24 protein-coding genes are annotated in these 24,620 nt (G+C 42.4%); 13 read left to right on the top strand and 11 right to left on the bottom strand.

The window, feature by feature from the left end; all coding sequences use genetic code 11:
• The first annotated feature begins 180 nt into the window (after positions 1-180).
• Positions 181-582: a hypothetical protein gene (locus J0K78_RS10225; protein WP_206946680.1), complete on the top strand. Its 402-nt coding sequence runs from the start codon at positions 181-183 to the stop codon at positions 580-582.
• A 34-nt stretch (positions 583-616) separates the two neighbouring features.
• Here the strand turns inward: J0K78_RS10225 and J0K78_RS10220 are convergent, their stop codons facing one another.
• Positions 617-1,204 (bottom strand): biotin transporter BioY, encoded by a 588-nt coding sequence (locus J0K78_RS10220; protein WP_206946678.1) that lies wholly within the window; start codon positions 1,202-1,204, stop codon positions 617-619.
• Between the two features lie 132 nt (positions 1,205-1,336).
• On the bottom strand, positions 1,337-1,834 hold the full coding sequence (locus tag J0K78_RS10215) for a carboxymuconolactone decarboxylase family protein (RefSeq protein WP_206946676.1): 498 nt from the start codon (positions 1,832-1,834) through the stop codon (positions 1,337-1,339).
• A 111-nt stretch (positions 1,835-1,945) separates the two neighbouring features.
• On the opposite strand from J0K78_RS10215, the gene J0K78_RS10210 reads away from it, so the two are divergent.
• Positions 1,946-3,394: an HsdM family class I SAM-dependent methyltransferase gene (locus J0K78_RS10210; RefSeq protein WP_206946674.1), complete on the top strand. Its 1,449-nt coding sequence runs from the start codon at positions 1,946-1,948 to the stop codon at positions 3,392-3,394.
• Between the two features lie 54 nt (positions 3,395-3,448).
• Here J0K78_RS10210 and J0K78_RS10205 read toward each other — a convergent pair whose 3' ends face one another.
• Complete coding sequence (locus tag J0K78_RS10205) at positions 3,449-5,728, bottom strand: ATP-dependent DNA helicase (protein WP_206946672.1); 2,280 nt, start codon at positions 5,726-5,728, stop codon at positions 3,449-3,451.
• Between the two features lie 172 nt (positions 5,729-5,900).
• On the opposite strand from J0K78_RS10205, the gene J0K78_RS10200 reads away from it, so the two are divergent.
• From J0K78_RS10200 to cysK, 3 genes are all read left to right on the top strand, one after another.
• Positions 5,901-6,827 carry an SGNH/GDSL hydrolase family protein gene (locus J0K78_RS10200; protein WP_206946670.1) on the top strand — a complete coding sequence of 309 codons (927 nt, stop codon included), beginning with the start codon at positions 5,901-5,903 and terminating at the stop codon, positions 6,825-6,827.
• A 17-nt stretch (positions 6,828-6,844) separates the two neighbouring features.
• Positions 6,845-7,480 (top strand): YpmS family protein, encoded by a 636-nt coding sequence (locus tag J0K78_RS10195; protein WP_206946668.1) that lies wholly within the window; start codon positions 6,845-6,847, stop codon positions 7,478-7,480.
• A gap of 78 nt (positions 7,481-7,558) precedes the next feature.
• The gene (gene cysK / locus J0K78_RS10190) at positions 7,559-8,488 is read left to right on the top strand and encodes a cysteine synthase A (RefSeq protein WP_206946666.1); all 930 of its coding nucleotides are present in this window, start codon (positions 7,559-7,561) and stop codon (positions 8,486-8,488) included.
• A 231-nt stretch (positions 8,489-8,719) separates the two neighbouring features.
• Here cysK and J0K78_RS10185 read toward each other — a convergent pair whose 3' ends face one another.
• Complete coding sequence (locus J0K78_RS10185) at positions 8,720-9,331, bottom strand: trimeric intracellular cation channel family protein (protein WP_206946664.1); 612 nt, start codon at positions 9,329-9,331, stop codon at positions 8,720-8,722.
• A gap of 237 nt (positions 9,332-9,568) precedes the next feature.
• On the opposite strand from J0K78_RS10185, the gene J0K78_RS10180 reads away from it, so the two are divergent.
• The 4 genes from J0K78_RS10180 to J0K78_RS10165 all read left to right on the top strand — a co-directional run bounded on the left by J0K78_RS10180 (position 9,569) and on the right by J0K78_RS10165 (position 12,080).
• Positions 9,569-10,105 carry a helix-turn-helix domain-containing protein gene (locus tag J0K78_RS10180; RefSeq protein WP_206946662.1) on the top strand — a complete coding sequence of 179 codons (537 nt, stop codon included), beginning with the start codon at positions 9,569-9,571 and terminating at the stop codon, positions 10,103-10,105.
• A gap of 11 nt (positions 10,106-10,116) precedes the next feature.
• Entirely contained in the window at positions 10,117-10,263 is a 147-nt protein-coding gene (gene sda, locus J0K78_RS10175) for a sporulation histidine kinase inhibitor Sda (RefSeq protein WP_242517809.1), read from the top strand.
• A gap of 78 nt (positions 10,264-10,341) precedes the next feature.
• Positions 10,342-11,046 carry a YqjF family protein gene (locus J0K78_RS10170; protein ID WP_206946660.1) on the top strand — a complete coding sequence of 235 codons (705 nt, stop codon included), beginning with the start codon at positions 10,342-10,344 and terminating at the stop codon, positions 11,044-11,046.
• A gap of 80 nt (positions 11,047-11,126) precedes the next feature.
• Entirely contained in the window at positions 11,127-12,080 is a 954-nt protein-coding gene (locus tag J0K78_RS10165; protein ID WP_206946659.1) for a ring-cleaving dioxygenase, read from the top strand.
• Positions 12,081-12,127: 47 nt separating this feature from the next.
• Here the strand turns inward: J0K78_RS10165 and J0K78_RS10160 are convergent, their stop codons facing one another.
• On the bottom strand, positions 12,128-14,077 hold the full coding sequence (locus J0K78_RS10160) for an aconitate hydratase (RefSeq protein ID WP_206946658.1): 1,950 nt from the start codon (positions 14,075-14,077) through the stop codon (positions 12,128-12,130).
• Positions 14,078-14,397: 320 nt separating this feature from the next.
• Here J0K78_RS10160 and J0K78_RS10155 point away from each other — a divergent pair, with 320 nt between their 5' ends.
• Entirely contained in the window at positions 14,398-15,678 is a 1,281-nt protein-coding gene (locus J0K78_RS10155; protein WP_206946656.1) for a helix-turn-helix transcriptional regulator, read from the top strand.
• A complete protein-coding gene (locus J0K78_RS20170; RefSeq protein WP_255534795.1) occupies positions 15,675-15,797 on the top strand; it encodes a hypothetical protein in 123 nt (40 codons plus the stop codon). The genes J0K78_RS10155 and J0K78_RS20170 overlap by 4 nt, the downstream gene beginning before the upstream one ends.
• Before the next feature lie 171 nt (positions 15,798-15,968).
• On the opposite strand, the gene J0K78_RS10150 is transcribed toward J0K78_RS20170, so the two are convergent.
• From J0K78_RS10150 to J0K78_RS10125, 6 genes are all read right to left on the bottom strand, one after another.
• Entirely contained in the window at positions 15,969-17,375 is a 1,407-nt protein-coding gene (locus J0K78_RS10150) for an MBL fold metallo-hydrolase (RefSeq protein ID WP_206946654.1), read from the bottom strand.
• 172 nt (positions 17,376-17,547) lie between these two features.
• Positions 17,548-18,066 (bottom strand): DUF6933 domain-containing protein, encoded by a 519-nt coding sequence (locus tag J0K78_RS10145; protein WP_370551108.1) that lies wholly within the window; start codon positions 18,064-18,066, stop codon positions 17,548-17,550.
• Positions 18,067-18,150: 84 nt separating this feature from the next.
• Complete coding sequence (treR, locus tag J0K78_RS10140; protein ID WP_206946650.1) at positions 18,151-18,864, bottom strand: trehalose operon repressor; 714 nt, start codon at positions 18,862-18,864, stop codon at positions 18,151-18,153.
• Positions 18,865-18,879: 15 nt separating this feature from the next.
• Positions 18,880-20,565 carry an alpha,alpha-phosphotrehalase gene (gene treC / locus J0K78_RS10135; protein WP_206946648.1) on the bottom strand — a complete coding sequence of 562 codons (1,686 nt, stop codon included), beginning with the start codon at positions 20,563-20,565 and terminating at the stop codon, positions 18,880-18,882.
• A gap of 24 nt (positions 20,566-20,589) precedes the next feature.
• Positions 20,590-21,999 carry a PTS system trehalose-specific EIIBC component gene (gene treP / locus J0K78_RS10130; RefSeq protein ID WP_206946646.1) on the bottom strand — a complete coding sequence of 470 codons (1,410 nt, stop codon included), beginning with the start codon at positions 21,997-21,999 and terminating at the stop codon, positions 20,590-20,592.
• A gap of 24 nt (positions 22,000-22,023) precedes the next feature.
• On the bottom strand, positions 22,024-22,512 hold the full coding sequence (locus tag J0K78_RS10125; protein ID WP_206946644.1) for a PTS sugar transporter subunit IIA: 489 nt from the start codon (positions 22,510-22,512) through the stop codon (positions 22,024-22,026).
• 294 nt (positions 22,513-22,806) lie between these two features.
• Between J0K78_RS10125 and J0K78_RS10120 the strand changes: the two genes are divergently transcribed.
• Together J0K78_RS10120 and J0K78_RS10115 are read left to right on the top strand one after the other, a co-directional pair.
• Positions 22,807-23,994: an MFS transporter gene (locus tag J0K78_RS10120; RefSeq protein WP_206946642.1), complete on the top strand. Its 1,188-nt coding sequence runs from the start codon at positions 22,807-22,809 to the stop codon at positions 23,992-23,994.
• A gap of 59 nt (positions 23,995-24,053) precedes the next feature.
• Positions 24,054-24,602, top strand: coding sequence for a cysteine hydrolase family protein (locus tag J0K78_RS10115; RefSeq protein WP_206946641.1), 549 nt, complete (start codon positions 24,054-24,056; stop codon positions 24,600-24,602).
• The last annotated feature ends 18 nt before the right edge of the window (positions 24,603-24,620 follow it).

Genomic DNA, 24,620 nt, shown 5'->3' with positions numbered 1-24,620 from the left:
TTCATCACTCCTCTTTGCTTCTTTTTTCATCATAGCTCAAACGATCGAGCAATCCAAATCACACAAAAGTCCGAAAACGGGAGTGAACGTTTAGCGACACTTTTACCTTTTCCGTTCTCATTATGAGGAGCATTCGATATAATGGCGAAAGGTGATGAAAAAATTAGGAGGTGAACGATTATGGACCGTACTCGTTTTTTTGTGCGGGTAGCTGCGATTTACGCATTGATCGGCGCATTTATGGGTTCGCATATGGCCGGCGGAGGAGGACTGCAATTAAGCGCAATACACGCTCACATCCTCGTTGTTGGATGGCTTTCTCTTTTCGCTTTCGGTGTTTATTATAGAGTGTTCTCCATACCCAAAGATTCTAAGCTGGCGACAGCGCACGTATGGACATCTTTCTTCGGAGTGTTTGGATTAACCTTGGGTATGTGGCTGTATTATACCCAACCGCTTCCGGGTTTGAATACATTCAACACGATCTTCTTCATCGTCGGAGGGACCGTTCTGCTTATAGCTTTCGTCCTATTTGCGATTATGACTTTCGTTCATGGAAAACAAATTTCCGAAAATGCATAAAAAGAGATCCGCTCCTCATAGCGGATCTCTTTTCTTATGCGGCTTGTCTTAGCGGTGTACTCTGCAGCAATGTTTTCTCTAATCGTATCGCAAAATAAGCGGCCACAATAGCTAAGGCTACATCTTTAATTAAAAATGGTACCATGCTTGACCAAGCCAAAACGAATCCAATGCCTTCCCCTCCAACCCAAAAGTTCAGAGCGAGATAGAAAAGATTGACACCAATAAAATAATTCAACACAATGCCGACAAGGGCTGCGGTGATATAGGTCGCCAGGTTTCGTTTAGACTCCGCAATCTTACCAACAAAAAAGGCTAAGATTACATAGGAAACAATAAATCCAAAAGTCGGGGATACCAAAACCGAGATCCCCCCAGAAAATCCAGCAAAAATCGGTGCACCTGCCAGCCCTAAAAGAGCGTAAACAAGAACAGAAAATGAACCTAATCTGCTACCCAGAACAAGTCCTGCCAGGATGGCAAAAAATGTTTGAAGGGTGAGCGGTACGCCCATGACCTGTAAAAATGGCATGAAAGCTGTGATATTGGCTCCGATTGCCATGAGAGCAACGAATAAGCTTCCCAAAGTAATGTCGTAAGCCGAGAAACGAGATGACTTCATTACGGTGTCCCCCTACATATAAAATCTCTTTGACTACTATTAAGATACGAAAATTCACCCTATAATGTCAACTTTGTTTTTTTAAAGTTAACAAAAAGGAGTGCCATCATAAGCGGCACTCCTTTTTGGGGTTTATAATCCCAACCCCATTGAGAGTTGGTTCGTATAACTTGTATAAGCAACGGTCTGATTCAACGCTGCTATGTTTTGAGCATCATAACCATGCTCTTTCAGCCGTTCCACGTCTGCCTTCGTCACTTTTACTGGTTTATCAATTAAATGCTCCGCATACATAAGCACTGCTTTCCATTCCTCATTCATGCCAGATTCCTTATAATTGCTGAGCCAACCCAGTACATCTTCTTTATCTACCAGTTCTTTAAGTAATTTGGAGTGACTATCCGTACAGTATTTACAGCCATTTTTCATAGAAACGAACGTGATGACTGCTTCTCTTAGATCGTCAGGCATGTTGGTCTCTTTTATAGCTTTTTGTAATGGAAGAAAAGCTTCATACAACTTTTCGTCATGCGCAAGCAGACGATCGAACAAAGGGGCTGGATGTGGGGCGTGGCTTTGAACATTTAATTCCTTCATTTCCTTTTGTTTGACAGGTTTTATCCATGGCATCTTTATACCACTCCTTATAATTCTTTTTAACCAGTACTTAATAACCTATTATATGGTGACTTTTCCCTATATTTGTAGTAGTATAGACTCAAAAAGTAGGAGGGGGAGTATATGTTTTCTCCTCAAAGGAAGATGGGGCAATATACGACCCCGAAAGAAACCGTGCAATATATGACTCAGAAGCTTCTATCAGAACTTCCCAAAAAGAGCGGATTGAAGATTCTCGACCCAGCCACCGGAGACGGTATTTTCATCCATACATTGTTGGAAGAAGGCATCTCAGCAAAAAAACTCTATGCCTTGGATATCGATCGAAACATAGCGCCACCACACCCTGACGTTCATTTTTACTATGAAGATTTTTTAAAGGTTAATCAAAGTGAACAATATGACGCGATCATAGGTAATCCTCCCTATAAATCTAAACGCCAAAGTCCTTACTTTTCAGAAAACCAAGAAAGAATCCAACGCGAATTTGGTAAAATCGGCATTCATAACTTATACTCCCTCTTCATTCACAAAGGCATACAATGTCTAAAACCGGGCGGAGTGATGACAATGATTGTACAAGACTCCTTTCTTACCAACATCTACTACAAAAACTTTCGTGAATTCCTACTGAAAGAGACCGAAATTAAAGAAATCGTGCTTGCTCCCAGACGGCTTTTCCATAAAGGAAAAGCTGATGTACGTACAGCCATCATTACTCTAAAGAAAAGAAACAGCAAAAGACATGCCCCCCAACAAATGAGGTTGGTAGATCGTTTAAAAGTCCAGGACTACGACCACCCACCAGAGGACACGGTCCAGTTTCTATCACAGCAAACATTTTGGCAGATGCCCTCATATAACTTTGCGATCAATGTCCCTGAAGATATCCTGAGGCATTTCGAGGCCTCTTATGAGCCGCTGGGAAGTGTCCTTAATGGAGGAACAGGCATATCTACTGGAGATGATCGTTCTTTCCTACGCACATTCGAGGAGGGGCATGCTCCTTCTGACTGGATCCCTTTTTATAAGAATGGCGGGAGGAAAGATGCTTGGTATTATAAACCAAAATACTACATCCATCGGGATTGGCCGGCCTATGTTCAGAGAGAGGGGAACTTCACGGTACGGAACCGGTCCTATTTCTATAAAAAAGGTATTACCTGCTCGTCCATGGGAGTGGACTTCTCAGCTGCCTTGCTTCCGGAGGGTTCCTTGTTCGGTGTGAACGCTAACCTCTTTCCAGAACATGAGGAGGATTTATACTATTTTCTCGGGCTGTTAAATAGTAAGTTGATCAAATACATGGTAAGAAAAGTTCTCAACCGCACCAACATGATCACGTCAGGCTACATCAAGAAGATTCCCTACATAGAACCTGATCCTTTTCAAAAGCAGGTAATGATTGAAACAGCGCGGAGTATCGTTGAAAAGAAAAAAGAAGATCCCTCTTTCCCCACCAACGATTGGCAGACAATCGTTGACCAAACCGTTTACGACATTTATGGAATATCGAGTTCCAGTCGTTCAGAAGTCCATGATTTCTGCCATGATATTATGGAGAAGATTTGACTCTTCTCCACCTTCCCTCTCATTTTCCGGCACAATATTTCCTGGGAAATCAAATCATTTAAGAATTCGATAATTTCCCCAATCATCAGGAAGAAGCTGCAAATATTTACTCGAAAGAAAGCGGTCATCGACAAGTTGGATCGATCCATGATCTTCTTCTGAACGGATCAACCGTCCACCTGCCTGGAGCACCTTGTTCATACCCGGATAAACATAGGCGTAATCATAGCCGTTTCTTCCTTTTTGATTAAAGTAATCTTTAATCAATTCCTTTTCAAAACTTCTGGGAGCAAGCCCGATACCTACCACCGCTACACCGTTTAAACGATCTCCGCGGAGGTCTACACCTTCCGAGAATATTCCTCCCAGCACAGCGAAACCGACGAGTCTCCCTCCTTCCTCGAATTGAGCAAGAAAATCTTCTCTTCTTTCTTCATCCATTCCCCGCTCCTGCATGACCGCATCCACAGAAGAGACGTTCTTGAACTCACGATAGACCATTTCCATATAGTGATAGGAGGGGAAAAAGAAAAGGTGATTCCCTTCATGAAGTTCGACCTGATCATTAAGGCGTTTAGTCAGCTCACCAACTGTCTTCTCCCTACTCTTATACCTCGTAGACAAAGGAGTGATCATTACATCAATTTGCGAAGAGTCGTAAGGGGAAGGTAAATGTAAGATATAATCGTCTTTGGTTCCCCCAAGCATCTCTTTATAATAAGCAAACGGGGAAAGAGTCGCTGAAAAAAACACCGCTGACCTGAACGTTTTCGTCGTTTCTCGCAGGACGTGTGATGGATCGAGACAAAACAGCTTCAATACGAAGTCTCCCTCTCTCGTACTCTCCCCCAACAAACGGTAGTGTTCATCCACATATTCTAGTATTTTCAAAAACCTCTGAGACTGAAAATACACATCCACCAGCCGTTCAGATCTTTCCCCTTCCGTATTCTCTTGTAAAAGCGATTCTGCCTCTGACAGGAAGCGTTCTATGTTTTCTTCCAACTCTCCCGGCACCTGCTCCAGTTGGATGAATTCCTCAGTGGGAGAATAAAAACGCTCTAAATCTTTTCCAATCGCCTCAGCCACTTTGACTAAGTGATCTTCTTCGCCCTCCCATTCAGCCGCAATGCTTTCATAGGATTGCTTAGCAATGGAGGCCGAATACATCTCGCGAGCACGCTCGACAAGATTATGGCTTTCATCCACGAGCAGGGCTGTTTTTTTCTTTCGATCAGGCATCAGCCGCTTCAACGAAACCCGAGGGTCGAAGATATAATTGTAGTCACCAATAATCACGTCAGACACATCGGTAAGGTCCAGTGAAAATTCAAAGGGGCAAACTTTATGTTTCCTTGCATAAGATTCAATAACCGAACGTGTCATTTGTGTTTCATGAAGCAGAATATCGACAATCGCTCCATTGATTCGGTCATAGTAGCCATCAGCAAATTCACAATAGTCTGGCTGACAAATCGTTTCTTCCTGGAAACAGATTTTATCTTTTGCTGTCAATGTAACCGACCGAAGCTTCAGTCCTGTCTCTCCCATCTTCAGTAAAGCTTCTTCTGCCGTCGCCCTTGTTATTGTCTTTGCCGTTAAATAATAAATTCTTTCCAAACCATCCAACTGTAAGGCTTTAATAGCTGGAAAAAGTGAGGATATCGTCTTCCCAATCCCTGTCGGAGCTTGAGCAAACAGATTTCTCTTTTCCTCAATAGTGCGGTAAACACTTCCTGCCAGTTTTCGCTGACCGTCACGATAACTCGGAAATGGAAAGTTCAAATCAGGGACTGTCTTTTCTTTTTGCTCTCGTATATGGAGAAGAATCCGCGCATATGATGCGTATTCTCTTACTGTTTCTCCCATGAATTGATGCAATTCCTCGTATGTAAACGTACGGAGGATCCGCTTTTTGTCTTTTGTTCTTTTCTGCACATACGTCAACTGCACCTGGATATTAGGAATCTTTTCCTGTGCTGCATAGATAAAGGCATATCCTTTAGCTTGAGCCCAATAAAGGGGATAAGTGGTATCATCAATTTCATCAAGATCCCTTGAAGTGGATTTGATTTCATCAATCACCGGTCCTTCTTCCGTGTCCAATAATCCATCGCACCTCCCTTGAACCTTAAGGTTTACCCCTTCTTGATAAAACTCATATTCAAGGAATACTTCGGATTCGTCCGTTTCTTTATATTTCTTCTGAACTTCTTGATGGATGGCCGTTCCTTCCACAAGCGCTGTATTCGTTTGAAAACGTTCGTCAATACTCCCCGTCCTGTACACATAGGAGACAAGGTCTCGAACGGAAATCGTCATTTGTGTGTCCATCGATTCCCCTCCTGCTTAGCGGTTTTATTTTCTTACCCTCATCTTCTTACACTCTTTTCCGTATGTCTATTGTATAGGACCATGATATAATTGTGGTTAAAACTTTTCATTTCCCATTAGATGGGAAGCACATATAATAGAAGTGAGATTACCCTTCAGGAGGGATTTAGCCTTGAAAAAATGGAGATGGATGGCAGCCGTCGCACTCTCCTTCTTGATCGCCTTTTTTATCATAGCAGCTTTTATATATACCCCGGAAGAAGAACCGTCGACTGAATCGAAAGGCTCACAGAAAACTGCGGAAACCATCCCCGCTCAAGAAGAACAAACAGAAACCGAAAAACCCGAAGAAGATGAACAGGAAAGTGAAGCAACAGAAGGGAAACTGAGTGAAGGATTACGTGAGGTCTTTACTAGTGTGATTGAAAGTGCCCGGGATGTTTTTATTAAAGATGACCTGGATATCGTAGCAATTGGTGACTCTTTGACACAAGGTGTTGGAGACTCCACGGAAAACGGTGGATATATTGGAATTCTTGAAAAAACATTCAATGCCAATCCGAATACAGAAACCCTGGATATAACAAACTACGGAAAACGTGGAAATCGAACAGACCAAATGCTGGAACGGATGGAAGACGAGGAAATTGCCAATTCCCTGCGAGAAGCAGACTTGATTCTTATTACCATAGGGGCGAACGATGTCATGAAAGTGGTGAAGAATAACTTTACAAACTTGAATTATCAGGACTTTGTGGAGGAACAAGATGGGTATGAAAACCGGATGCGCGACATTTTCAGTCGGATTCAGGAACTTAATTCAGAAGCACCGGTATACCTGGTGGGGCTCTATAACCCTTTCAACCAATACTTCATGAACATTCCTGAACTTGGGAAAATTATGGGGGATTGGAACGAAATCAGCCGTCGAGTAACTGACGATTACGAACAAGCCACCTTCATCCCCATCAGAGACTTGTTTGAAGGAAACGAAGAAGAACTCCTTTGGGAAGAAGACCTTTTCCATCCGAATGAAAGAGGTTATAAGAAGATGGCTGAGCGCGTGTTACAATACATTAGAGAAGACATCGAACAATAACAGGTGGAATGTATAAGATGAAACGACTATTGTTAAATAATAAATGGAGAACATCCTTTTGGCTTTTGGCTTTGATTAATATGGGAGTTGTCATTTGGCTTGTCGCTTTAGTTTTCTTACCAAGCTCTTATACCATCGTAAATGTGGATCAGGAGAAAGAAAGCCCGGATGCAGAGTTCACCATCGTTTCTACAAAAGAAAATATGGAGCAGCTCGCCAATGAATACCTCTCAGAACTCTCAACCCAAACAGTATTCGACTATTCGATCTCCTTAGATCGAAACGTTACATTATCAGGGAACATCAAGGCCTTCGATCAGGTCATCCCTATTAACGTTGAGTTGCATCCTGAAGTGCAGAAAAATGGAGATCTCATCCTAAGACAAGAGAAAATCTCCTTAGGGAAGCTCCCTCTCCCTAATAAAAAGGTACTGGAATTCGTGAAAGACAACTACAACTTACCAGAATGGGTCATAGTAAATCCAAATGAAGAGAATATTTACGTTGCTGTCACTCAAATGGACACGGCAAGTAATTTTAATGTGAAGGTCGACCGCTTCAACTTAAATTCCAATCAACTGGCTTTTAAGATCGCTGTACCAAGCAACACTTTCCAATTCGCTCAACGAGTTGTTACCGATCATATGGAGTAATAAGCAAAGCAGGTGAATGCGCACCTCCTACTATGATAAAATTGGACTATCATTCCCAACGATAAGGAAGTGACAAATATGCGTGTGGTTAACAATATAGCCGATCTCATCGGAGATACACCTTTAGTAAAGCTGAATCGTATTGCTCCTGAAGGCGGAGCCGATATTTATATGAAGCTGGAAAAATACAATCCAAGTGGAAGTGTCAAAGACCGTGCTGCTTTCAATATGATGGAACAGGCCGAGAAGGATGGATACCTTAAAAAAGGGGCAACGATCATTGAACCGACAAGTGGAAATACAGGTATCGGAATTGCAATGAACGCTGCTGCAAGAGGCTACAAAGCCATTCTTGTCATGCCGGATACGATGACTCAAGAACGGATTAACTTATTGAAAGCCTATGGGGCGGAGATCGTTCTCACACCTGGAGATGAAAAAATGCCAGGAGCTATCGCAAAAGCGAAAGAACTGGTTAACGAAATTGAAGGAAGCTTTATGCCTATGCAGTTTGAAAACATGGCCAACCCAGACGCCCACCGCCATACAACGGCTGCAGAAATTATAGAAGCTATGGAGGAACTTGGAAAACCTCTATCCGCTTTCGTATCTACTGCAGGGACAGGCGGTACCATAACAGGTACAGGTGAAGAGCTGAAAAAGCGTTACGAGGATTTGACCATCCATGTAGCAGAACCCGCGGGTTCCCCTGTCCTTTCCGGCGGAAAGCCCGGTAAGCATAAGCTCGTGGGGACAAGCCCCGGTTTCGTTCCTTCCATTTTAAATCAGGAAGTGTATGACGAGATTTTCCAAGTGACAGATGAAGATGCCTATGACATCACTCGCAGGCTTGCCCGAGAAGAAGGCTTGCTCCTTGGGACTTCCTGTGGAGCAGCCTGTTGGGCAGCCATTCAGGTCGCCAAAAAGAAAAAGCCGGGAGAAGTCATCGTATGTATCGCTCCCGACACCGGGGAACGTTATCTCTCTGGCGACTTATTCCGCTACTAATAAAAACAAAGCACTCAGAGATCCCAAACTCTGAGTGCTTTTTTATAGCCTTCTTTCACTATAGCTCCCGTTTGTGGAAGACTCAGTTTCGAGATGTTCGTGTCATTCTAGGGGGCTCAACGCGCTCCCGCGGAAAGCGAGTTATTCCCCGCAGCCCCACCCACTCAAAAAACATCTCGAAACTGAGTCTTAAAGAAACCTGCCATTTTGCTTAAGAAATACTTCAATGCTTTACAGGCGGTATAGGTCTCTGAAACGTAAATGCCAGCCAAGGTGGAAGGAGGCGACACGGCAGATGATGACAAGAAGGAAAATCATATAAGTTTGCCAGGCGCTTCCAATATTAATCCACCCCAGCCCTATAAGGAGTCCTGCCATCAATGCCCACACGGCGTAAATTTCCTGGTGCATGACCATGGGACGCCGTTGAGCAAGGACATCCCTTGTCACCCCTCCCCCGACACCAGTCAGGATAGCGGCGAATATAATTCCTCCAAGAGGAAAACCATTTTCTATAGCAAAAGACGCACCTTGAAGAGCAAAAGCAGACAAGCCGACGGCATCGGGGTATATGTTCCACCGATCCCAGGTCATGACCCATGTCTTAGGGAAGAAGTAAACAATGGCAATTGTACCGAGAGCTACATAAAAAAGGTAGCCTTGTTCCCATACGTGGACGACAGGTACATCCAAGGCAATATTCCTGATGATTCCTCCAGCGAATGGTGTCGCAATACCAAGAATAAAGGTTCCAAAAATATCATACCTCTCATTTAAAGCTACAATCGCTCCACTAAAAGCAAATGCCGAAACGGCTAGTATGTTCAATATTTCCCAAGTCATTGACTGCCCCCTCCCGATGTTCTTTTTCTGTGTGATTGTTACTTATATCGCGGACTGATTGATTATAACAAATTCTTACTAGATAATAGGATTTTTTTTTATATTTTTGATAGAATGCCAGGGCAAAAAAGAGAATAGATGAGTATCTGTTCCATGGCTGTGTTGCAATCTGCCACAAGGAATATCGCTAAGAAAATCGAACTAGTTATATGAAAAAGAAATCGGGATGTGAAAAAAATGAGGAGATGGCTAATCCAATTAAGAAAAGAACAACAATTAACTCAACAAGAAGTCGCATCAGGAGCGCATATTGACCGTGCCTATTATGCTCAAATTGAAAGTGGCACGCGTAATCCCAGCATGACAGTCGCTTCTCGCATTGCTTACCATCTACATATTAACCCTTCACTTTTCTTTTCTGAGCAGTTAAGTGACCCCTTCGAAACAGCACTCACAGGGTCTCCGATCACGATTGCTCATTGCGACTTAGAACATCGCTATACTTGGCTTTTTAATAACCATTCTAACTTTATGCTGAAAAAAGTTATTGGGAAAAGGTTGGATGAAATCTTTAAGGATGAAGCCTCAACTAAACTATTAGACATAAAGAAAACAGTGGTTTCAGAAAAGAAACCAGTAAGAAAAGTGGTCTCATTCAAGCTTTCCGATGGAGCGATTGACTATGATGTTTTTTGTAAACCGATCTATGATTCCAATAATAATGTCATAGGAACAGCAAGTGTTTCAATGGAAGAACAGAAACCGTTCCTGTAAGGGGAAAAAACATGATGATCGAAAAGCTCTCTTCATTACTGCTAAAAGATACACTTCAAAAAGCCTTAGACTTAAAACTGGAAGATGAGTTTATCTGCTTGTTAAAAGAAGAAATTACTAAGAGAGAGAAACTAAAAAAACTTAAAAACAACATTTAGAATGACTTCTTCTCCATCACCACATAGAGATGTATGATTCAATGATCCTGAGGGTAAACCATGACAGAGGTGATACACATGGAACGAAATCATTGGATTATGCATCAAGAGTGGAATGACTTAATTTTCATGCATTGGCCTGTAACCGCAGAAGTATTACACCCTTTCATTCCGACTGCTTTTACGATCGACGAATATGACAATTCTGCCTGGATTGCCATCGTTCCCTTCCGCATGCAAAATATCCGCTTCCGTGCCCTTCCCTCTCTCCCATTCGGAAATCAACTGCTTGAATTAAATGTCCGGACATACGTTACGTTCAATGGAGAACCAGGAGTCTATTTCATCACTCTGGATGCCAATCATCCCCTTGGAGTATTTATAGCGCGCACGCTGTTCGGACTGCCTTATGTTCATGCAAAAATGAGACTGGACCAAACAGAGACGGGATATCAATTCACCAGCAGACGCATTCATGGGGGATATCCTGAATCTCATTTTCACGCAAGCTTTCATACGGTATCAGAACCGATCCACGCGCAACCTGGCTCTCTTTTATATTGGTTAACAGAAAGATATGCCTTGTGGGTGATGAAAGGCCGTTCTAAGGTTTACAAAGGCCCTATTCTCCATAAAAATTGGAGGCTGCAAAAAGCGGAAGCCGATATCCAAATCAATCAACTTGCGGATTTCCTCCCCTCTTCTGTTATGGCTCAAAAGCCGATCACTTATTTCTCAAAATCCTTACAAACAAGAATCTTCCCCTTTGAAAGAAAAGCGTAAATCAGAAGTTTTGACAGTTTTATGTAAAGATTATATAATTATCTTGAATTCAAGATAATTGAACACAAGGAGGAATGACCATGCAACTCAAGGGCATTCATCACGTTTCAGCGATAACCGCCAATGCAAAAAACAATTATGATTTTTATACGAACATTATGGGCATGCGCTTAGTCAAAAAGACAGTAAACCAAGATTCACCATCAATGTACCATCTTTTCTATGCGGACGAGAAAGGGAGCCCGGGCACAGACTTAACTTTTTTCGAAATTCATCGAGCAGGTCACACGTATCCTGGAACACGAAGCATTTCTACTACATCACTTCGTGTAAAAAATGATGAAGCTCTAGAGTATTGGAAGAAACGCTTTGAAGAATATTCTGTTGAACAAGAGGATATAAAAGAAAGACTTGGCCGAAAGACCCTCTCTTTCCGAGACCCTGAAGGACAACGATTGATTCTCATATCTGATGAAAACAATAGCGGAGTGGAAGCCGGCCATCCGTGGGAACATTCTTCCGTACCTCAGGAATACGGAGTTATCGGACTTGGGCCCATTCATCTTACTGTGAACGAAGCAGCTAAAACGGAAAAAGTCCTTACTGATCTCCTTGGTTTTCGAAAAAAAGGATCCTATGAACAATGGGTGGTCTATGAAACCGGCGAGGGAGGAACAGGTGCAGAAGTTCATGTGCAAGAAAAACCTGATGGACAGCCCGAAAAACCCGGTCGCGGAAGCGTTCACCATGTGGCATTCCGTGTAAATGATGAAGACGAACTACAGAAATGGCAGGAGATCATCCATGCCGCGGGTTATCCTAACTCAGGACTTGTTGATCGCTATTATTTCAAATCCCTTTATTTCCGGGAAGCCAATCACATCCTTTTTGAACTGGCTACAGATGGACCTGGATTCGCTACAGATGAGGACGAAGATCATCTTGGAGAGAGTCTCGCTCTTCCTCCTTTCCTGGAACACAAGCGTCAGGAAATTGAAGAAAGCCTGACTCCACTGGACACATCAAGATCTTAAATAGATATATTAAAAACTCCGGCGGGATAAACCCAGCCGGAGTTTTTTTATGATTCCAATCTATTTTTCACCCAGTTGATTAAGCCACCCATTTGCATGATTTCAATCTGACGATCAGATAGAGCATGCTCGAGCTTGAGAGTTTTATCTTTTCCTTTTACTTCAACTTCCACTTGTGAAGACTGCTTGATTTTATCCCTCAGACCTTTGAAGACAAGGACGTCTCCTTGCTCTAAGTCATTGAGGTCGGAAGGGTCAGTAAAGGTTAATGGCAAAACTCCAAAGTTGGCAAGGTTCTGCCAGTGGATACGTGCAAAGTCTTCGACAATGGCAACCTTCAGACCAAGGTATTTAGGTGCAAGAGCCGCATGCTCACGACTGGATCCCTGCCCGTAGTTTGCACCGGCGACAACAGCGTGACCACCGTCCTCTCTTGATTCCATAGCTCGATCATAGTACGTTTCATCAACAATTTCGAACGTGAATTTACTGATTTCCGGTAAGTTGCTTCGATAAGGAAGCACTCGGGCACCACCTGCTAAAATTTCATCGGTGGAGATATCGTTCCCCATCTTCAATAAAATCGGTAGTTCCATGTCATCAGGGAGTTCACCCATCTCTGGGATGGAAGCTACATTAGGTCCTTTGACTAATTCTACATCTTTCGCTTCCTCAAAAGGTAAAGGTTCGTCAAGTAATCGTGTGTCCACCGTTGGTTTTTCCAAATCCTTCACCTTTGGAAAATCGAAGTCTGACTTTCTTGGGTCCGTAATTTTCCCTGTCAGAGCTGAAACGGCAGCCGTTTCAGGACTTGATAAGAATACACTATCCTCTTTCGTCCCGGATCGTCCTGGGAAGTTCCTTGGGGTTGTACGTAAACTGTTCCTGCCCGTCGCTGGTGCCTGCCCCATTCCTATACAACCGTTACAACCGGCCTGGTGCAATCGTCCTCCTGCTTGAAGAAAGTTAGCAATATGACCTTCTTGAGACAAGTCGATGAGCATTTGACGTGAAGTAGGATTCAAGTCAAAAGATACCCCATCTGCAATGTGCCGTCCTTCTACGATTTTCGAAGCAATCGCAAAATCCCGGTACCCAGGGTTTGCTGACGAACCGATATATGACTGGTAAATCGGTTCTCCTTCTACTTCCTCTACAGGAACAACATTACCTGGGCTGGATGGCTTGGCAACCATTGGACCCAATGCAGACAGATCCAGCTCATCATGAACATCATACGTCGCATCATCATCTGCAACTAGTTCTATCCACTCATCTTCTCGTCCTTGAAGCTTCATAAAACGCTTCGTTTCTTCGTCTGAGGGAAAGACCGTGCCCGTGGCTCCAAGCTCAGCTCCCATGTTTGCAATCACGTGACGATCCATGGCTGTCAAGTTTTTCAAACCAGGACCATAATATTCAAAGACATGGTTGACGCCACCTTTCACCCCATGTCTTTTCAGCATTTCTAAAATGGCATCTTTTGCACTGACCCAGTCCGGAAGCTCTCCTGTTACTTTCACTCCCCAAACTTTCGGCATTTTCACGTAAAAAGGTTCACCGGCAATAGCCATAGCTACATCAATTCCGCCAGCACCCATAGCAAGCATTCCCATGCAGCCATTCGCGCATGTATGACTGTCCGAACCTAGTAATGTCTTCCCCGGCTTCGCTAATCGCTGCATATGAACAGGGTGGCTCACACCATTTCCCGGCCTGCTGAAATGCAATCCGAATCGCTTCGCAGCACTCTCAAGGAACAGGTGATCATCCGGGTTCTTACTATCTTCCTGAATTAAGTTATGATCCACATATTGCGCGGAAGCTTCCGTTTTTGCCCGATCAATTCCCATCGCTTCCAGTTCGAGCATAACCATAGTACCGGTCGCATCCTGTGTAAGCGTTTGATCAATTTTCAATCCAATTTCCGATCCCGGGTTCATCTCCCCCTCTACCAAGTGATCCTTAATTAACTTTTGTGTGACATTATATCCCACATTTATTCCTCCTTCTCACTTGTAGTTGATGACGGTCCTGATGAAACTTTTTATAAATTTCCTATACCTTTTATACCCTTATTGTTGTATGATTACTCATAGGTTCCAAAAAGTTCCTTTATACAAATCAATAACAACCATTAAATGGTAATCTATGAAAGTCCCCCTTCCAAAGTCCCCTTAAAGCCACAAAATTTTCCCGACTTGGGAAACTAGTGAATTTTGTTGAAAATCCCAGAACGAACATGTATTCTAAATATAGATTTGAAAGAGCAAACACTCTGAAAAATCAACAGTTGATCAACTAGGTGTGAGAAAAAATGGAATATGGTAAAGTGCTTCGATTTCATCGCGTGAAGCAGGGTCTAACACAGAACCAGCTCGCAGATGGAATAATCTCGCCGGCGTATTTGTCTAAGATTGAGAACGATCAAACCGTTCCCGCGTTCGAGGTACTTGAACACCTCTATGAACGTCTAGGACTCGATTTCCACGACACTTCCTATCATCACCCTTCCAAGGAAAAATTGAAGGAATGGTATGAGATGATCGTCTTTAAGCGGATTGAAGAGGCCAGGGAATTAAAAGAAGAACTCAAACAACAAAAAGATACGCTGAATAATCATCATTTGTATATATTTTTCGAGCTGTTCCGCATTCGCCATCTGCTGTTAGAAAACGAGGTGGAGGAGGCTTACGAAGTATGGAAAAATATTCGTCAGCATGAGGATACATTTGATGAAGAGATGGAGTATTATTTCCATTTAAGTTCAGGCCTGGTCAGTTATTACCGTGGAGACTATGAAGATTCCTATCTAAAGTTGATGGAAGCTAAAAATTACAGCGCATCAATTGATCTAGAAGGATGGGAAGAAAGTGATTTATATTATCTACTCGCTCTAAGTGCTAGTCAAGCTAACAACATTTCAGCATCAATCTTTAATGCTGAACATGCTCTAGCAATCTTCCAGAAGCAATACAATCTATTCAAAAGTGCTGATTGCCATATCTTACTAGGAATAAATTATGGAAGATTAAAAAATTACGGCAAGGCTTTAGAAAATTACCACCTTGTTAGTAAAGTTGCTACACAAACGAAAAATTACTATCAATTAGGTGTCATTTATCACAATATTGGTGTGATTGAATCAAGACTAGGCAATTACGAATCCGCACTAATGAACTATAAAAAAAGCCTTTTCTATCGAGTGGAAAAAGCTTCAGATCATGAGATTTTTGAAACTATTTATTGCTTAATATTTGAAAATTATAAAGTAGGTAACCTTGAAGATTGTAAAGAGTGGATAAACAAAGGTTTTTCCTACCTCGATTCGTCTAAAGAGGATACTACCACTGCTCAAATTCATTTAAAAATCTATACAATGCTTATTAATGAAGACAAACAAACAGCTCAATATTTAGAAAGTGAGGCTATCCCCCATTTTCTTGAGAAAAAACAACATCGATTTGTTATTCGTTATTGCATGATTGTATCAGACCTACTTGAAGCAGAAAGAAGTTATAAAAAATCTACTAAATATTTAAGGTTAGCAATTGATTTGTTAAATAAATATTCCAACTTAGGAGGTATTGCTTTATGAAAAAGCTATTTGCTCTAATTGCAGTATTGGGACTTGCAGTTTCAATATCAGCTGGTGTTAACAATATTGAAACAGCTGACGAGCTACACCCAAGACCACTAGTTGTGGATCAAATTTAATTTTGCAACACTGATTTTAGTTTTTTAATTTTGTGTGTTAATTCAATTTTTATATAATTAACACCTCCCCTAATCCTATACCTATACAAACTTTTGCCTCTATCTTTATGGTAGAGGTCTTTTTTTACGTTAAAAAACCTGCCCTTGATGTCAGGGCAGGTTTTTGCGTAATTAGGAGTTCACTTTTTCTTTATGCTCTTTCCAGGCTGAGAACCCGCCTTTCAAGTTCAACACTTCCTTATATCCATAAGCCTGTAATAAACTTGCGGCGATCGCTGATCTCATGCCGGACTGGCAATGGACAATCGGTGTTTTGTTGGAAGGCACATCTTCCATACTTTCTTTTAGCTTGCCAAGCATGATGTGCTGGGCTTCTTCGATATGGTCATCGTCCCATTCGCTATCATTTCTTACATCGATGATGACATAATCTTCGTGTCCTCTGAATTTATTTTCGAGCTCTTCTGGTGTAATGCTTGTGTACGTTTCTAAACCACCATAACCATTGATCTCTGCTTCCTCTACATAACCAACAAGGTCATCCAACCCGATTGATTCTAAGGATCGCTTAATTTCCGGGATGGATTCTTTAGATGCGATCACTACGATCTTTTGATCATATTCAATTAACCAACCTGCCCAATTGGTAAAGGATCGATTATATGGAATGTTGATGGTTCCTTTTAGATGACCATTTGAAAATTCAGAGGATGGTCTTGTATCCACCACCATATATTCATCAGACATGTAACGGTCCATATCTGAAACTGAAATTTCCGTTACATCTCTTCCCTTTTGAAGAGACGGACCTTCTTTGTTTAGTTTTTTCATCATAGCGAAATATTTTGGGGGTTCAGGTTGACCATCCAGTAATTCTTCGGTAAATGCTTTTTCATCGGTGTGTTTTAACGCCCAGTTGTTTTCTTTTTCATAGCCTATCGTGGAAGAAGGGACGGCTCCTAATGACTTTCCGCAGGCACTACCTGCCCCGTGTCCCGGCCATACTTGTACGTAATCAGGAAGTTCTTTGAAGCGTTGGACGGACTGATACATTTCCGACGCTCCCTTACTTGCCGTTCCTTCTGCCCCGGCCGCTTTTTCAAGTAAATCCGGCCGCCCTACATCACCAACGAAGACAAAGTCCCCTGTAAAGATTCCCATAGGTACAGAGGAACCTCCCCCTTCATCAGTCAATAAGAAAGAAAGACTTTCAGGTGTGTGTCCAGGGGTGTGGATCACATCGAGTCTGACATTCCCTACATAAATTTCATCACCATCTTTTACAAGTGTATGGTTGATTTCGTTCAGGTACTGATACTTCCAATCATCATCACCTTCATCGGAAAGGTACAACCTTAATTCCTTTTCATTTGCCAGTTCTCTTGCACCTGAGAGGAAATCTGCGTGAATATGAGTTTCAGCAGCTGCAGACAGATGGAACCCTTCTTTTTCAGCCGTTTCATAATAAGGAGATAGGTTCCGGGCTGGATCGATGATCATGGCCTCCCCTGTCTTTTGGCATCCAATCATGTAAGACATTTGTGCTAACTCTTCATCAAAAAAAGATTTAAAAAACATTCGATAACCCTCCATTTTATGAAATCCTTGTTATGTAACATACCCTCATGTGTATAAAAGAAACATACCCCCTCCCTATTATTAGCCACATAAGATATAAAATCCTCCTTACACGAAGCGCATTTAAAATACACGAATGAAAGTTTTTGAAAAAAGCAGCAGTGCCTGAGCACTACTGCTTTTCGAAGTAACGAATAAATTCTTTATAAGGAGTCATTTGATCCAAATTAGAAAATACAAGTTCTTTATTATTAAATTCATTAATTTCAGCAGCATCTATATCTTCATAAGCTTTGCCTGCTACCTTATCCTCTGAGAAGAATTTAATCTCATTCAACATGCCGAGAACTTTCCGGCTTGTGGTTTTCGTATAAACGATTTCATCAGTTGCATCCAGCATTTGATCGGCATTTTTTTTCTCTATCCCTAACAGTTGAAACAATTGCTTTAATGAGCCTTTAATGACATTGTCGAGATGTTCAAATTGCTGCTTTCTCAACCCGAACAACGTCAAATTCAGGCCTGTTGCATTGTTCATAAGCAAAAGACATTTTCTTCGATTAATCGTGACGATGTTTGCATGCCACTGGTATATCTCGGGTACCTCCGTATATTCTTCTACCTTTCCAATCGGTTGATCGATTTCGTTTTGTAATTTTTTTGTTGCTCCAATTACGAACAATTTACCCACCTCGTCCTTACTATTCGATTATTCTCATTTTAACGTCTAACGATAAAAAAACAAAGAGGGACCAACACCTGGTCCCCCTTTCCCTTATACCTTTGTTCTCCGTGCAAAATCGACGAATTGAAATTTATCTGGTCTGTGTCTGGATTCTGTAAATTGAAGAGCCGTCGTATCTCCTAAATAGACATAACTGCGGATGACAACAACTTGATCATGACCATTCAAGTCCAGAAATTCTTCATCTTCAGCCGTTACCGGTTCGACGACGATTTCCTTCTTCGCAAAGCTGATATCAAGACCCAATTCATTTTCTATATAATGATAGAGCGACGTTTGAGCAATTTCTTTGGTAAGGTCATGCACAAGGTCCTGTCTCAGAAAGTCTCGATCTAATATGATACGCTCACCGCCAATTTCCCTTGAACGAACCACTTTCCAAAGATGAGAACCTTCCCTGCAATTAAGCTGACGGCAGACTTCTGCCTCTTGAACAAGAGTAAGTTCATGCACATGCGTTTGGAAACTTTGCCCCAAACGTTCTGAAAGCTCCTTAAAACTCGTCAAACCGGATACAGGAAATTCGAATTTATCACGGTCAAGAACAACAGATCCTTTTCCTCGTACTTTCTGAATATAACCATTCTGGGAAAGCAGATTTAAAGCTTTCCGAATCGTCTCTCTGGATGTCTCGAATCGTGCACAGAGGTCGTGTTCAGAAGGGAGAGTGTCCCCTGCTCTGTAATCGCCTTTGTGAATATCTTTGACCAGTTTATGATAAATTTCAACGTATTTATTCTTCATGTTGCGCCCCCTCACCTATTGATCGGTAAGATGATAAACGACCGACTCGTATGGGCGAAGGTTGATTTCTTGGTCATCCACTATAGAATCATCATAGTTGCTTAAAAGGATGTCCGCCTCACTAGAGAACTGTACGTCCTCTGGTAATGTGAATGTCGTTTCTTTGCCGTAGAAGTTATTCACAACAAGCAAATATTCTCCATTCCATTCACGAAGATAAGCAAATACGTGATCGTGGTCTGGTGTCAACAAACGGTAATCACCATGGGTGATGATGTCGTGAGACTTACGTAATTCAATCAATTTCTGATAGTGATTAAAGATGGAATCTTCTTTGTTCATCACCACTTCTGCATTGATTTCTTTATAGTTGTCTGCTACATCAATCCAAGGGGTTCCTTCAGTAAAGCCGGCATTTTCTTCCCCATTCCATTGTACAGGAGTACGAGAGTTATCACGAGACTTCTGTTTTAATATCTCGATAATTTCCTCTTCACTGAACCCTTTTGCTTTGAACTCTTCATACATATTCAGGGATTCAACATCCCGGTAACGTTCAATGCTTTCGAACTTAGGGTTCGTCATCCCAAATTCTTCTCCTTGATAAATGTAAGGAGTCCCCTGCATCATATGGATGGTGGTAGCAAGCATTTTACCGGATTCTTCGGGATAGTTCTCATCATCCCCGAATCGTGACAATACACGAGGCTGGTCGTGGTTGCACCAGAATAAAGCGTTCCAGCCATTTCCTTTATTCATTTCGCGCTGCCACTTCGAAAGGATCTGCTTTAACTCATGGAAATCGAAATCAGCGACTGTCCATTTTTCACCGTTTGGATAATCCACTTTGAGGTGGTGGAAGTTGAATGTCATACTCAGTTCATCACGCTCAGGAGCTGTGTACTTTATACAATGTTCAATGCTCGTCGAGGACATTTCACCGACAGTCATAAGATCATAAGGTTTAAAAACTTCACGATTCATTTCCTGCATGAATTCATGCACGCGTGGTCCATCTGTATAGTACTTGCGACCGTCTCCAGGTGCCACACTTCCATCGTCATTCGGGAACTCCTGATTTTTGGAAATCAGATTAATAACATCGAGACGGAAGCCATCCACACCTTTTTCACCCCAGAAACGCATCATTTCATAGATATCTTCACGCATCTGTTCATTTTCCCAGTTCAAATCGGCTTGAGTGACGTCGAACAAGTGCAAGTAATATTGACCTGTTTGTTCATCGTACTTCCACGCATTGCCCCCGAATTTAGACTGCCAATTCGTCGGCTCTTCCCCATTCACTGGATCACGCCAGATATAATAGTCACGATATGGATTGTCTTTGGACTTTTTAGCTTCCTGGAACCATTGGTGTTCCGTAGACGTGTGATTGACAACGATGTCCATGATGAGCTTCATGCCACGATTATGCGTTTCTTCAAGAAGCTTTTCGAAGTCCTGCATCGTCCCGTATTCATCATGGATATCGTAGTAGTCACTAATGTCATATCCATTATCGTTTTGAGGAGATTTATACATCGGGGTCAGCCAAAGGACATCGACCCCGAGTTTATGCAAGTAATCCAATTTCTGTATAATTCCCTGGATATCACCGACACCGTTTCCTGTCGTGTCATTGAAGCTTTTCGGATAAATTTGATAAACGACAGCTTTTTTCCACCAAGGTTGTTCAATCATTGTAGCACCACCGTTTTGAAATTTTTATACGTCTTTTTTACGCTTCGCATAGAGATACGTTCCTACAAGCGGAAGGACAATGACAATCACCATACCGATGGCAAAGTCAAGCCAGTACTCCGCAACAATGGAGAAGATCCCCGGTACACCACCGACTCCAATGGAACTTGCCAATACACCTTGTGCAGAGATATAGAGGCCTGCAAGGGCGGAAGAACTGATCGCTATAATGAATGGATACTTAAAGCGTAGGTTCACCCCGAATAAGGCTGGTTCTGTAATCCCTAACCATGCAGAAATTCCGGAAGAAACACTCAAACCTTTAAGTTTATCATCTTTTGAAGCTAACCAGATGGCGAATGCGGCGGAACCTTGAGCAATATTGGATAGAGCAAGCATCGGCCACAAGAATGTTGTTCCTGTGCTCCCGACCAGCTGAATATCAACAGCAAGGAATGTATGGTGCATACCTGTGATGACGAGCACACCATATAAACCACCGTAAATAAGACCGCCTAACCAAGCGAAAGTATCAAAAGTAGCAACAAGGCCATCTGTGATCCAGTTACCAATCGCAAATGTGATAGGTCCAATGATGATGAACGTCAAGAAACCAGTCACTAACAAGGAAATCGGGCCGACAAACAATAGTTGTATGTTATCAGGGATACGGTTACGTAAAAACAGTTCAATTTTCGTCAATAAATAAGAAGCAACAAGGACAGGAAGTACTTGGCCCTGGTAACCGATCTTCTCAACGTTCAACCCGAACAAATCCCAGGTTGGTACAGACCCTTCAGCTACGGCATCACCGTAAGACCAGGCGTTCAATAAGTCAGGGTGTACAAGCACGAGTCCTATGACAATACCTAATATCGGACTACCCCCGAACTTCTTAACCGCTGACCAACCAATGAGTCCGGGTAAGAACACGAAGGCAGTATTGGCTATAATAATAATCATGTTCGCTATTCCCGACCATTGTGGATAGACGTCGATAATGGACTGTTCGTCCCAGAAAATGCCCTGTGCTGTCAGGATGTTATTGATACCAAGCAGCAGACCAGCGGTTACGATCGCTGGCAGAATCGGAATGAAAATATCAGCTAGCGTTTTAATTGCTCTTTGAAGAGGATTCATATTCCCTTTGGAAGCCTCTTTCACTTCTTCTTTAGAAGATTCACCGACACCAGCAAGAGCTACGAACTCTTTATAAACTTTATCAACAGTTCCTTGTCCAACAACGATTTGAAATTGACCATTGGTTGAAAAAGATCCTTTCACAGCATCAATATTGTTCAGTTTTTCCTGGTCAACTATACCTTCATCATGTAACGCCAAACGCAGTCGTGTGACACAGTGAGTTGCAGCAGACAAATTTTCCTTTCCGCCGATGGCTTCTAAAATCTGCTCCGCCTGTTTTTTATGATTCATTTTCTTTACCTCCCGGCGTGTGTTTTATTTTTTCTTCACAATCAGTAGTGGGGTAGTACCAGCGTCCAAGTCGACATCGTCAGCCATTTGCACATCAAAGGCGTCGCTGTTCGTGACAATAATTGGCGTTACTGTACTTTTCGCCTTTTCTTTTACTAGATCCAAGTCGAAGGAAATCAGTTTATCTCCTACTTTCACCTTATCCCCTTGGGAGACAAAAGCTTCGAAGCCTTCTCCATCCATGGCCACGGTTTCAAGACCAATGTGAATCAGAATTTCCGCACCACTTTTCGTTTCCAAACCTACCGCATGCTTCGTTGGGAACAGTTGAACAATCGTTCCTTCTACAGGGCTGAATACTTCGCCGTCCTTTGGCTCCACGGCAATCCCTTCCCCCATCATTTTCTGGGAAAACACGGGGTCCGGTACTTCTTCCAAAGCTACTTTCTTTCCAGTTAGTGGTGAAGCCACTCTTAAATCTGTCTCTTTATTTCCAAACAACTTCTTAAACATAAATTTCTCCTCCTCAAGCGCTTACATGAAAGCACACAAACTTGTATATACATCAATTACTTATGATTATAATTTGTATATACAAGTTTTGCAACCGTTAACAACGAGGCGATATAATTGGAATTCCCTTCCTTAACAATAAAAAACTTATATATGTGAAAAATTGTTGGAATGAAGTCATTTATGGTTCCCCTATTTTAAAAACTGTGTTATATATTTAGGGTGTCGAAATAAATAGGAAGAAGGGATATTATCCTTACCAACGAATCTCAGGCCAAACGAAACCTGTGGATCATGTGGTTTGCCAATTTCTTTATTGCCGGAAGTATTACGATGGTTCTACCGTTTTTATCCTTATATATAGAAGAACTCGGAAATTATACAGAGGCTTATGTCCAGACGTGGTCTGGCTGGGTTTTCGGAATCACGTTCGTATCTGCTTTTCTATGTTCGCCAATCTGGGGGAAAATTGGAGATAAATATGGAAGAAAGAATATTTTGATCATCTCTGCTACCGGTCTCGCGCTCTCCGTTTTTCTTATGGGGTTCGTCACCTCGGTGTGGCAGCTCTTTCTTCTACGATTATTCATGGGAATCTTCACAGGATTTATCCCCATGTCCCAAGCATTGATTTCTACCCAGACGCCTAAAAACATAGCCGGTCAAGTGCTCGGTTCTTTGCAAACCGGAAGCATTACCGGAAGTTTAATGGGACCGATGCTCGGAGGTTGGATTGCAGATTCTATTGGCTATGCGACCACTTTTCAATATGTATCCATTACAATCGTGCTGTCTGCGCTCATTGTCTTCTTTGGCATTCATGAACAACGGATTAAAAAAGAAGGGGACCATGAAAAAACAAGCTATCAATCCAAAGAGGTGCTTGCACATATCTTTAAACATCCTGTCTTATTAATGGTCATGATTGTTTCATTGTTTGTGCAAATCGCCCACTTCAGTATTCAACCCATTCTTTCGTTATTCGTCGGTGATTTACATGGGCCGGAAAATTTAGCCCTTTTCTCCGGAATCGCCTTCTCAGCTGCAGGGCTTGGGAACTTGATGATGGCGAAACAATGGGGGAAAATCGCCGACCGACTCGGCTATGTGAAGATTCTCGTTTTCCTTTTGTTCATGGCAGGAATCGTCTACCTTCCTGCTGCCTTCGTTACGAACATTTGGCAGCTGGTTGTTCTTCGCTTTTTACTAGGTTTATCCATTGGGGGCATTATTCCTGTCCGGACCGCCTATATCCGTCAAGAGGCTCCGGTCGCTATGCAAGGAGAGGTGCTGGGTTACAATACGAGCATACGTTTCCTTGGGAATATCATCGGTCCAGCTATGGGCGGAATGATTGCAGGGGCTTATGGCTTCTCTATGGTATTTTTCGTTACAAGTGCCCTCCTTGTTATCTCTGGATCCCTATTGTTCATGGCTGTGAATAAAAGCGTGACGGCGACGAAGCATATTCCCGGCTATTAATGGCGCGTTTCTGCTTTGCATCTGTTAAGATAAGTGTAAAGACACCGGGAGGGAATAGAATGAAACGTGCTTTAATCATCATTGATTATACGAACGACTTTGTAAAAAATGATGGGGCTTTGACCTGTGGACCACCTGCTCAAGCTCTGGAAAAGGACATTCACTATGTAACGGAAACATTCTTAAATGAGGAGGATCTTGTCGTGTTCGGGGTTGACGTTCACGAAGAAGGAGATCCCTACCATCCCGAGACAGAGCTTTTTCCTCCCCATAACATCAGGGGAACGAAAGGACGAGAGTTGTACGGATCTCTGAAACAAATTTATGAAGAAAATAAGCATAAGGCGAACCTCCTTTACATGGATAAAACCCGTTACAGCGCCTTCGCAGGAACAGACTTGGACTTGAAACTTAGAGAACGCGGGATTACTGATCTTCACCTTGTCGGAGTTTGTACCGATATCTGTGTCCTCCATACAGCCATCGATGCTTATAATCTTGGTTACTCCATCCATGTCCACAAGGATGGAGTCGCAAGCTTTAATGAAACGGGCCACAAATGGGCTCTTTCACACTTCGAGTCCTCCCTGGGAGCGAAAATCCTATAACTGCCTATGTCCTGCCTG

Source organism: Halobacillus sp. GSS1 (assembly GCF_017307035.1).
GTDB lineage: Bacteria > Bacillota > Bacilli > Bacillales > Halobacillaceae > Halobacillus > Halobacillus litoralis.
Note: the sequence above shows the minus strand (reverse complement) of the source record. Positions and strands in the feature narration are given on the sequence as shown.

Bases quoted from the DNA above. Each gene is read 5' to 3' on its own strand.
- J0K78_RS10225 (WP_206946680.1), top strand. From the start codon at position 181: ATGGACCGTACTCGTTTTTTTGTGCGGGTAGCTGCGATTTACGCATTG.
- J0K78_RS10220 (WP_206946678.1), bottom strand. From the start codon at position 1,204: ATGAAGTCATCTCGTTTCTCGGCTTACGACATTACTTTGGGAAGCTTA.
- J0K78_RS10215 (WP_206946676.1), bottom strand. From the start codon at position 1,834: ATGCCATGGATAAAACCTGTCAAACAAAAGGAAATGAAGGAATTAAAT.
- J0K78_RS10210 (WP_206946674.1), top strand. From the start codon at position 1,946: ATGTTTTCTCCTCAAAGGAAGATGGGGCAATATACGACCCCGAAAGAA.
- J0K78_RS10205 (WP_206946672.1), bottom strand. From the start codon at position 5,728: ATGGACACACAAATGACGATTTCCGTTCGAGACCTTGTCTCCTATGTG.
- J0K78_RS10195 (WP_206946668.1), top strand. From the start codon at position 6,845: ATGAAACGACTATTGTTAAATAATAAATGGAGAACATCCTTTTGGCTT.
- cysK (WP_206946666.1), top strand. From the start codon at position 7,559: ATGCGTGTGGTTAACAATATAGCCGATCTCATCGGAGATACACCTTTA.
- J0K78_RS10185 (WP_206946664.1), bottom strand. From the start codon at position 9,331: ATGACTTGGGAAATATTGAACATACTAGCCGTTTCGGCATTTGCTTTT.
- J0K78_RS10180 (WP_206946662.1), top strand. From the start codon at position 9,569: ATGAGGAGATGGCTAATCCAATTAAGAAAAGAACAACAATTAACTCAA.
- sda (WP_242517809.1), top strand. From the start codon at position 10,117: ATGATGATCGAAAAGCTCTCTTCATTACTGCTAAAAGATACACTTCAA.
- J0K78_RS10170 (WP_206946660.1), top strand. From the start codon at position 10,342: ATGGAACGAAATCATTGGATTATGCATCAAGAGTGGAATGACTTAATT.
- J0K78_RS10165 (WP_206946659.1), top strand. From the start codon at position 11,127: ATGCAACTCAAGGGCATTCATCACGTTTCAGCGATAACCGCCAATGCA.
- J0K78_RS10155 (WP_206946656.1), top strand. From the start codon at position 14,398: ATGGAATATGGTAAAGTGCTTCGATTTCATCGCGTGAAGCAGGGTCTA.
- J0K78_RS20170 (WP_255534795.1), top strand. From the start codon at position 15,675: ATGAAAAAGCTATTTGCTCTAATTGCAGTATTGGGACTTGCAGTTTCA.
- J0K78_RS10150 (WP_206946654.1), bottom strand. From the start codon at position 17,375: ATGTTTTTTAAATCTTTTTTTGATGAAGAGTTAGCACAAATGTCTTAC.
- treR (WP_206946650.1), bottom strand. From the start codon at position 18,864: ATGAAGAATAAATACGTTGAAATTTATCATAAACTGGTCAAAGATATT.
- treC (WP_206946648.1), bottom strand. From the start codon at position 20,565: ATGATTGAACAACCTTGGTGGAAAAAAGCTGTCGTTTATCAAATTTAT.
- treP (WP_206946646.1), bottom strand. From the start codon at position 21,999: ATGAATCATAAAAAACAGGCGGAGCAGATTTTAGAAGCCATCGGCGGA.
- J0K78_RS10125 (WP_206946644.1), bottom strand. From the start codon at position 22,512: ATGTTTAAGAAGTTGTTTGGAAATAAAGAGACAGATTTAAGAGTGGCT.
- J0K78_RS10120 (WP_206946642.1), top strand. From the start codon at position 22,807: ATGTGGTTTGCCAATTTCTTTATTGCCGGAAGTATTACGATGGTTCTA.
- J0K78_RS10115 (WP_206946641.1), top strand. From the start codon at position 24,054: ATGAAACGTGCTTTAATCATCATTGATTATACGAACGACTTTGTAAAA.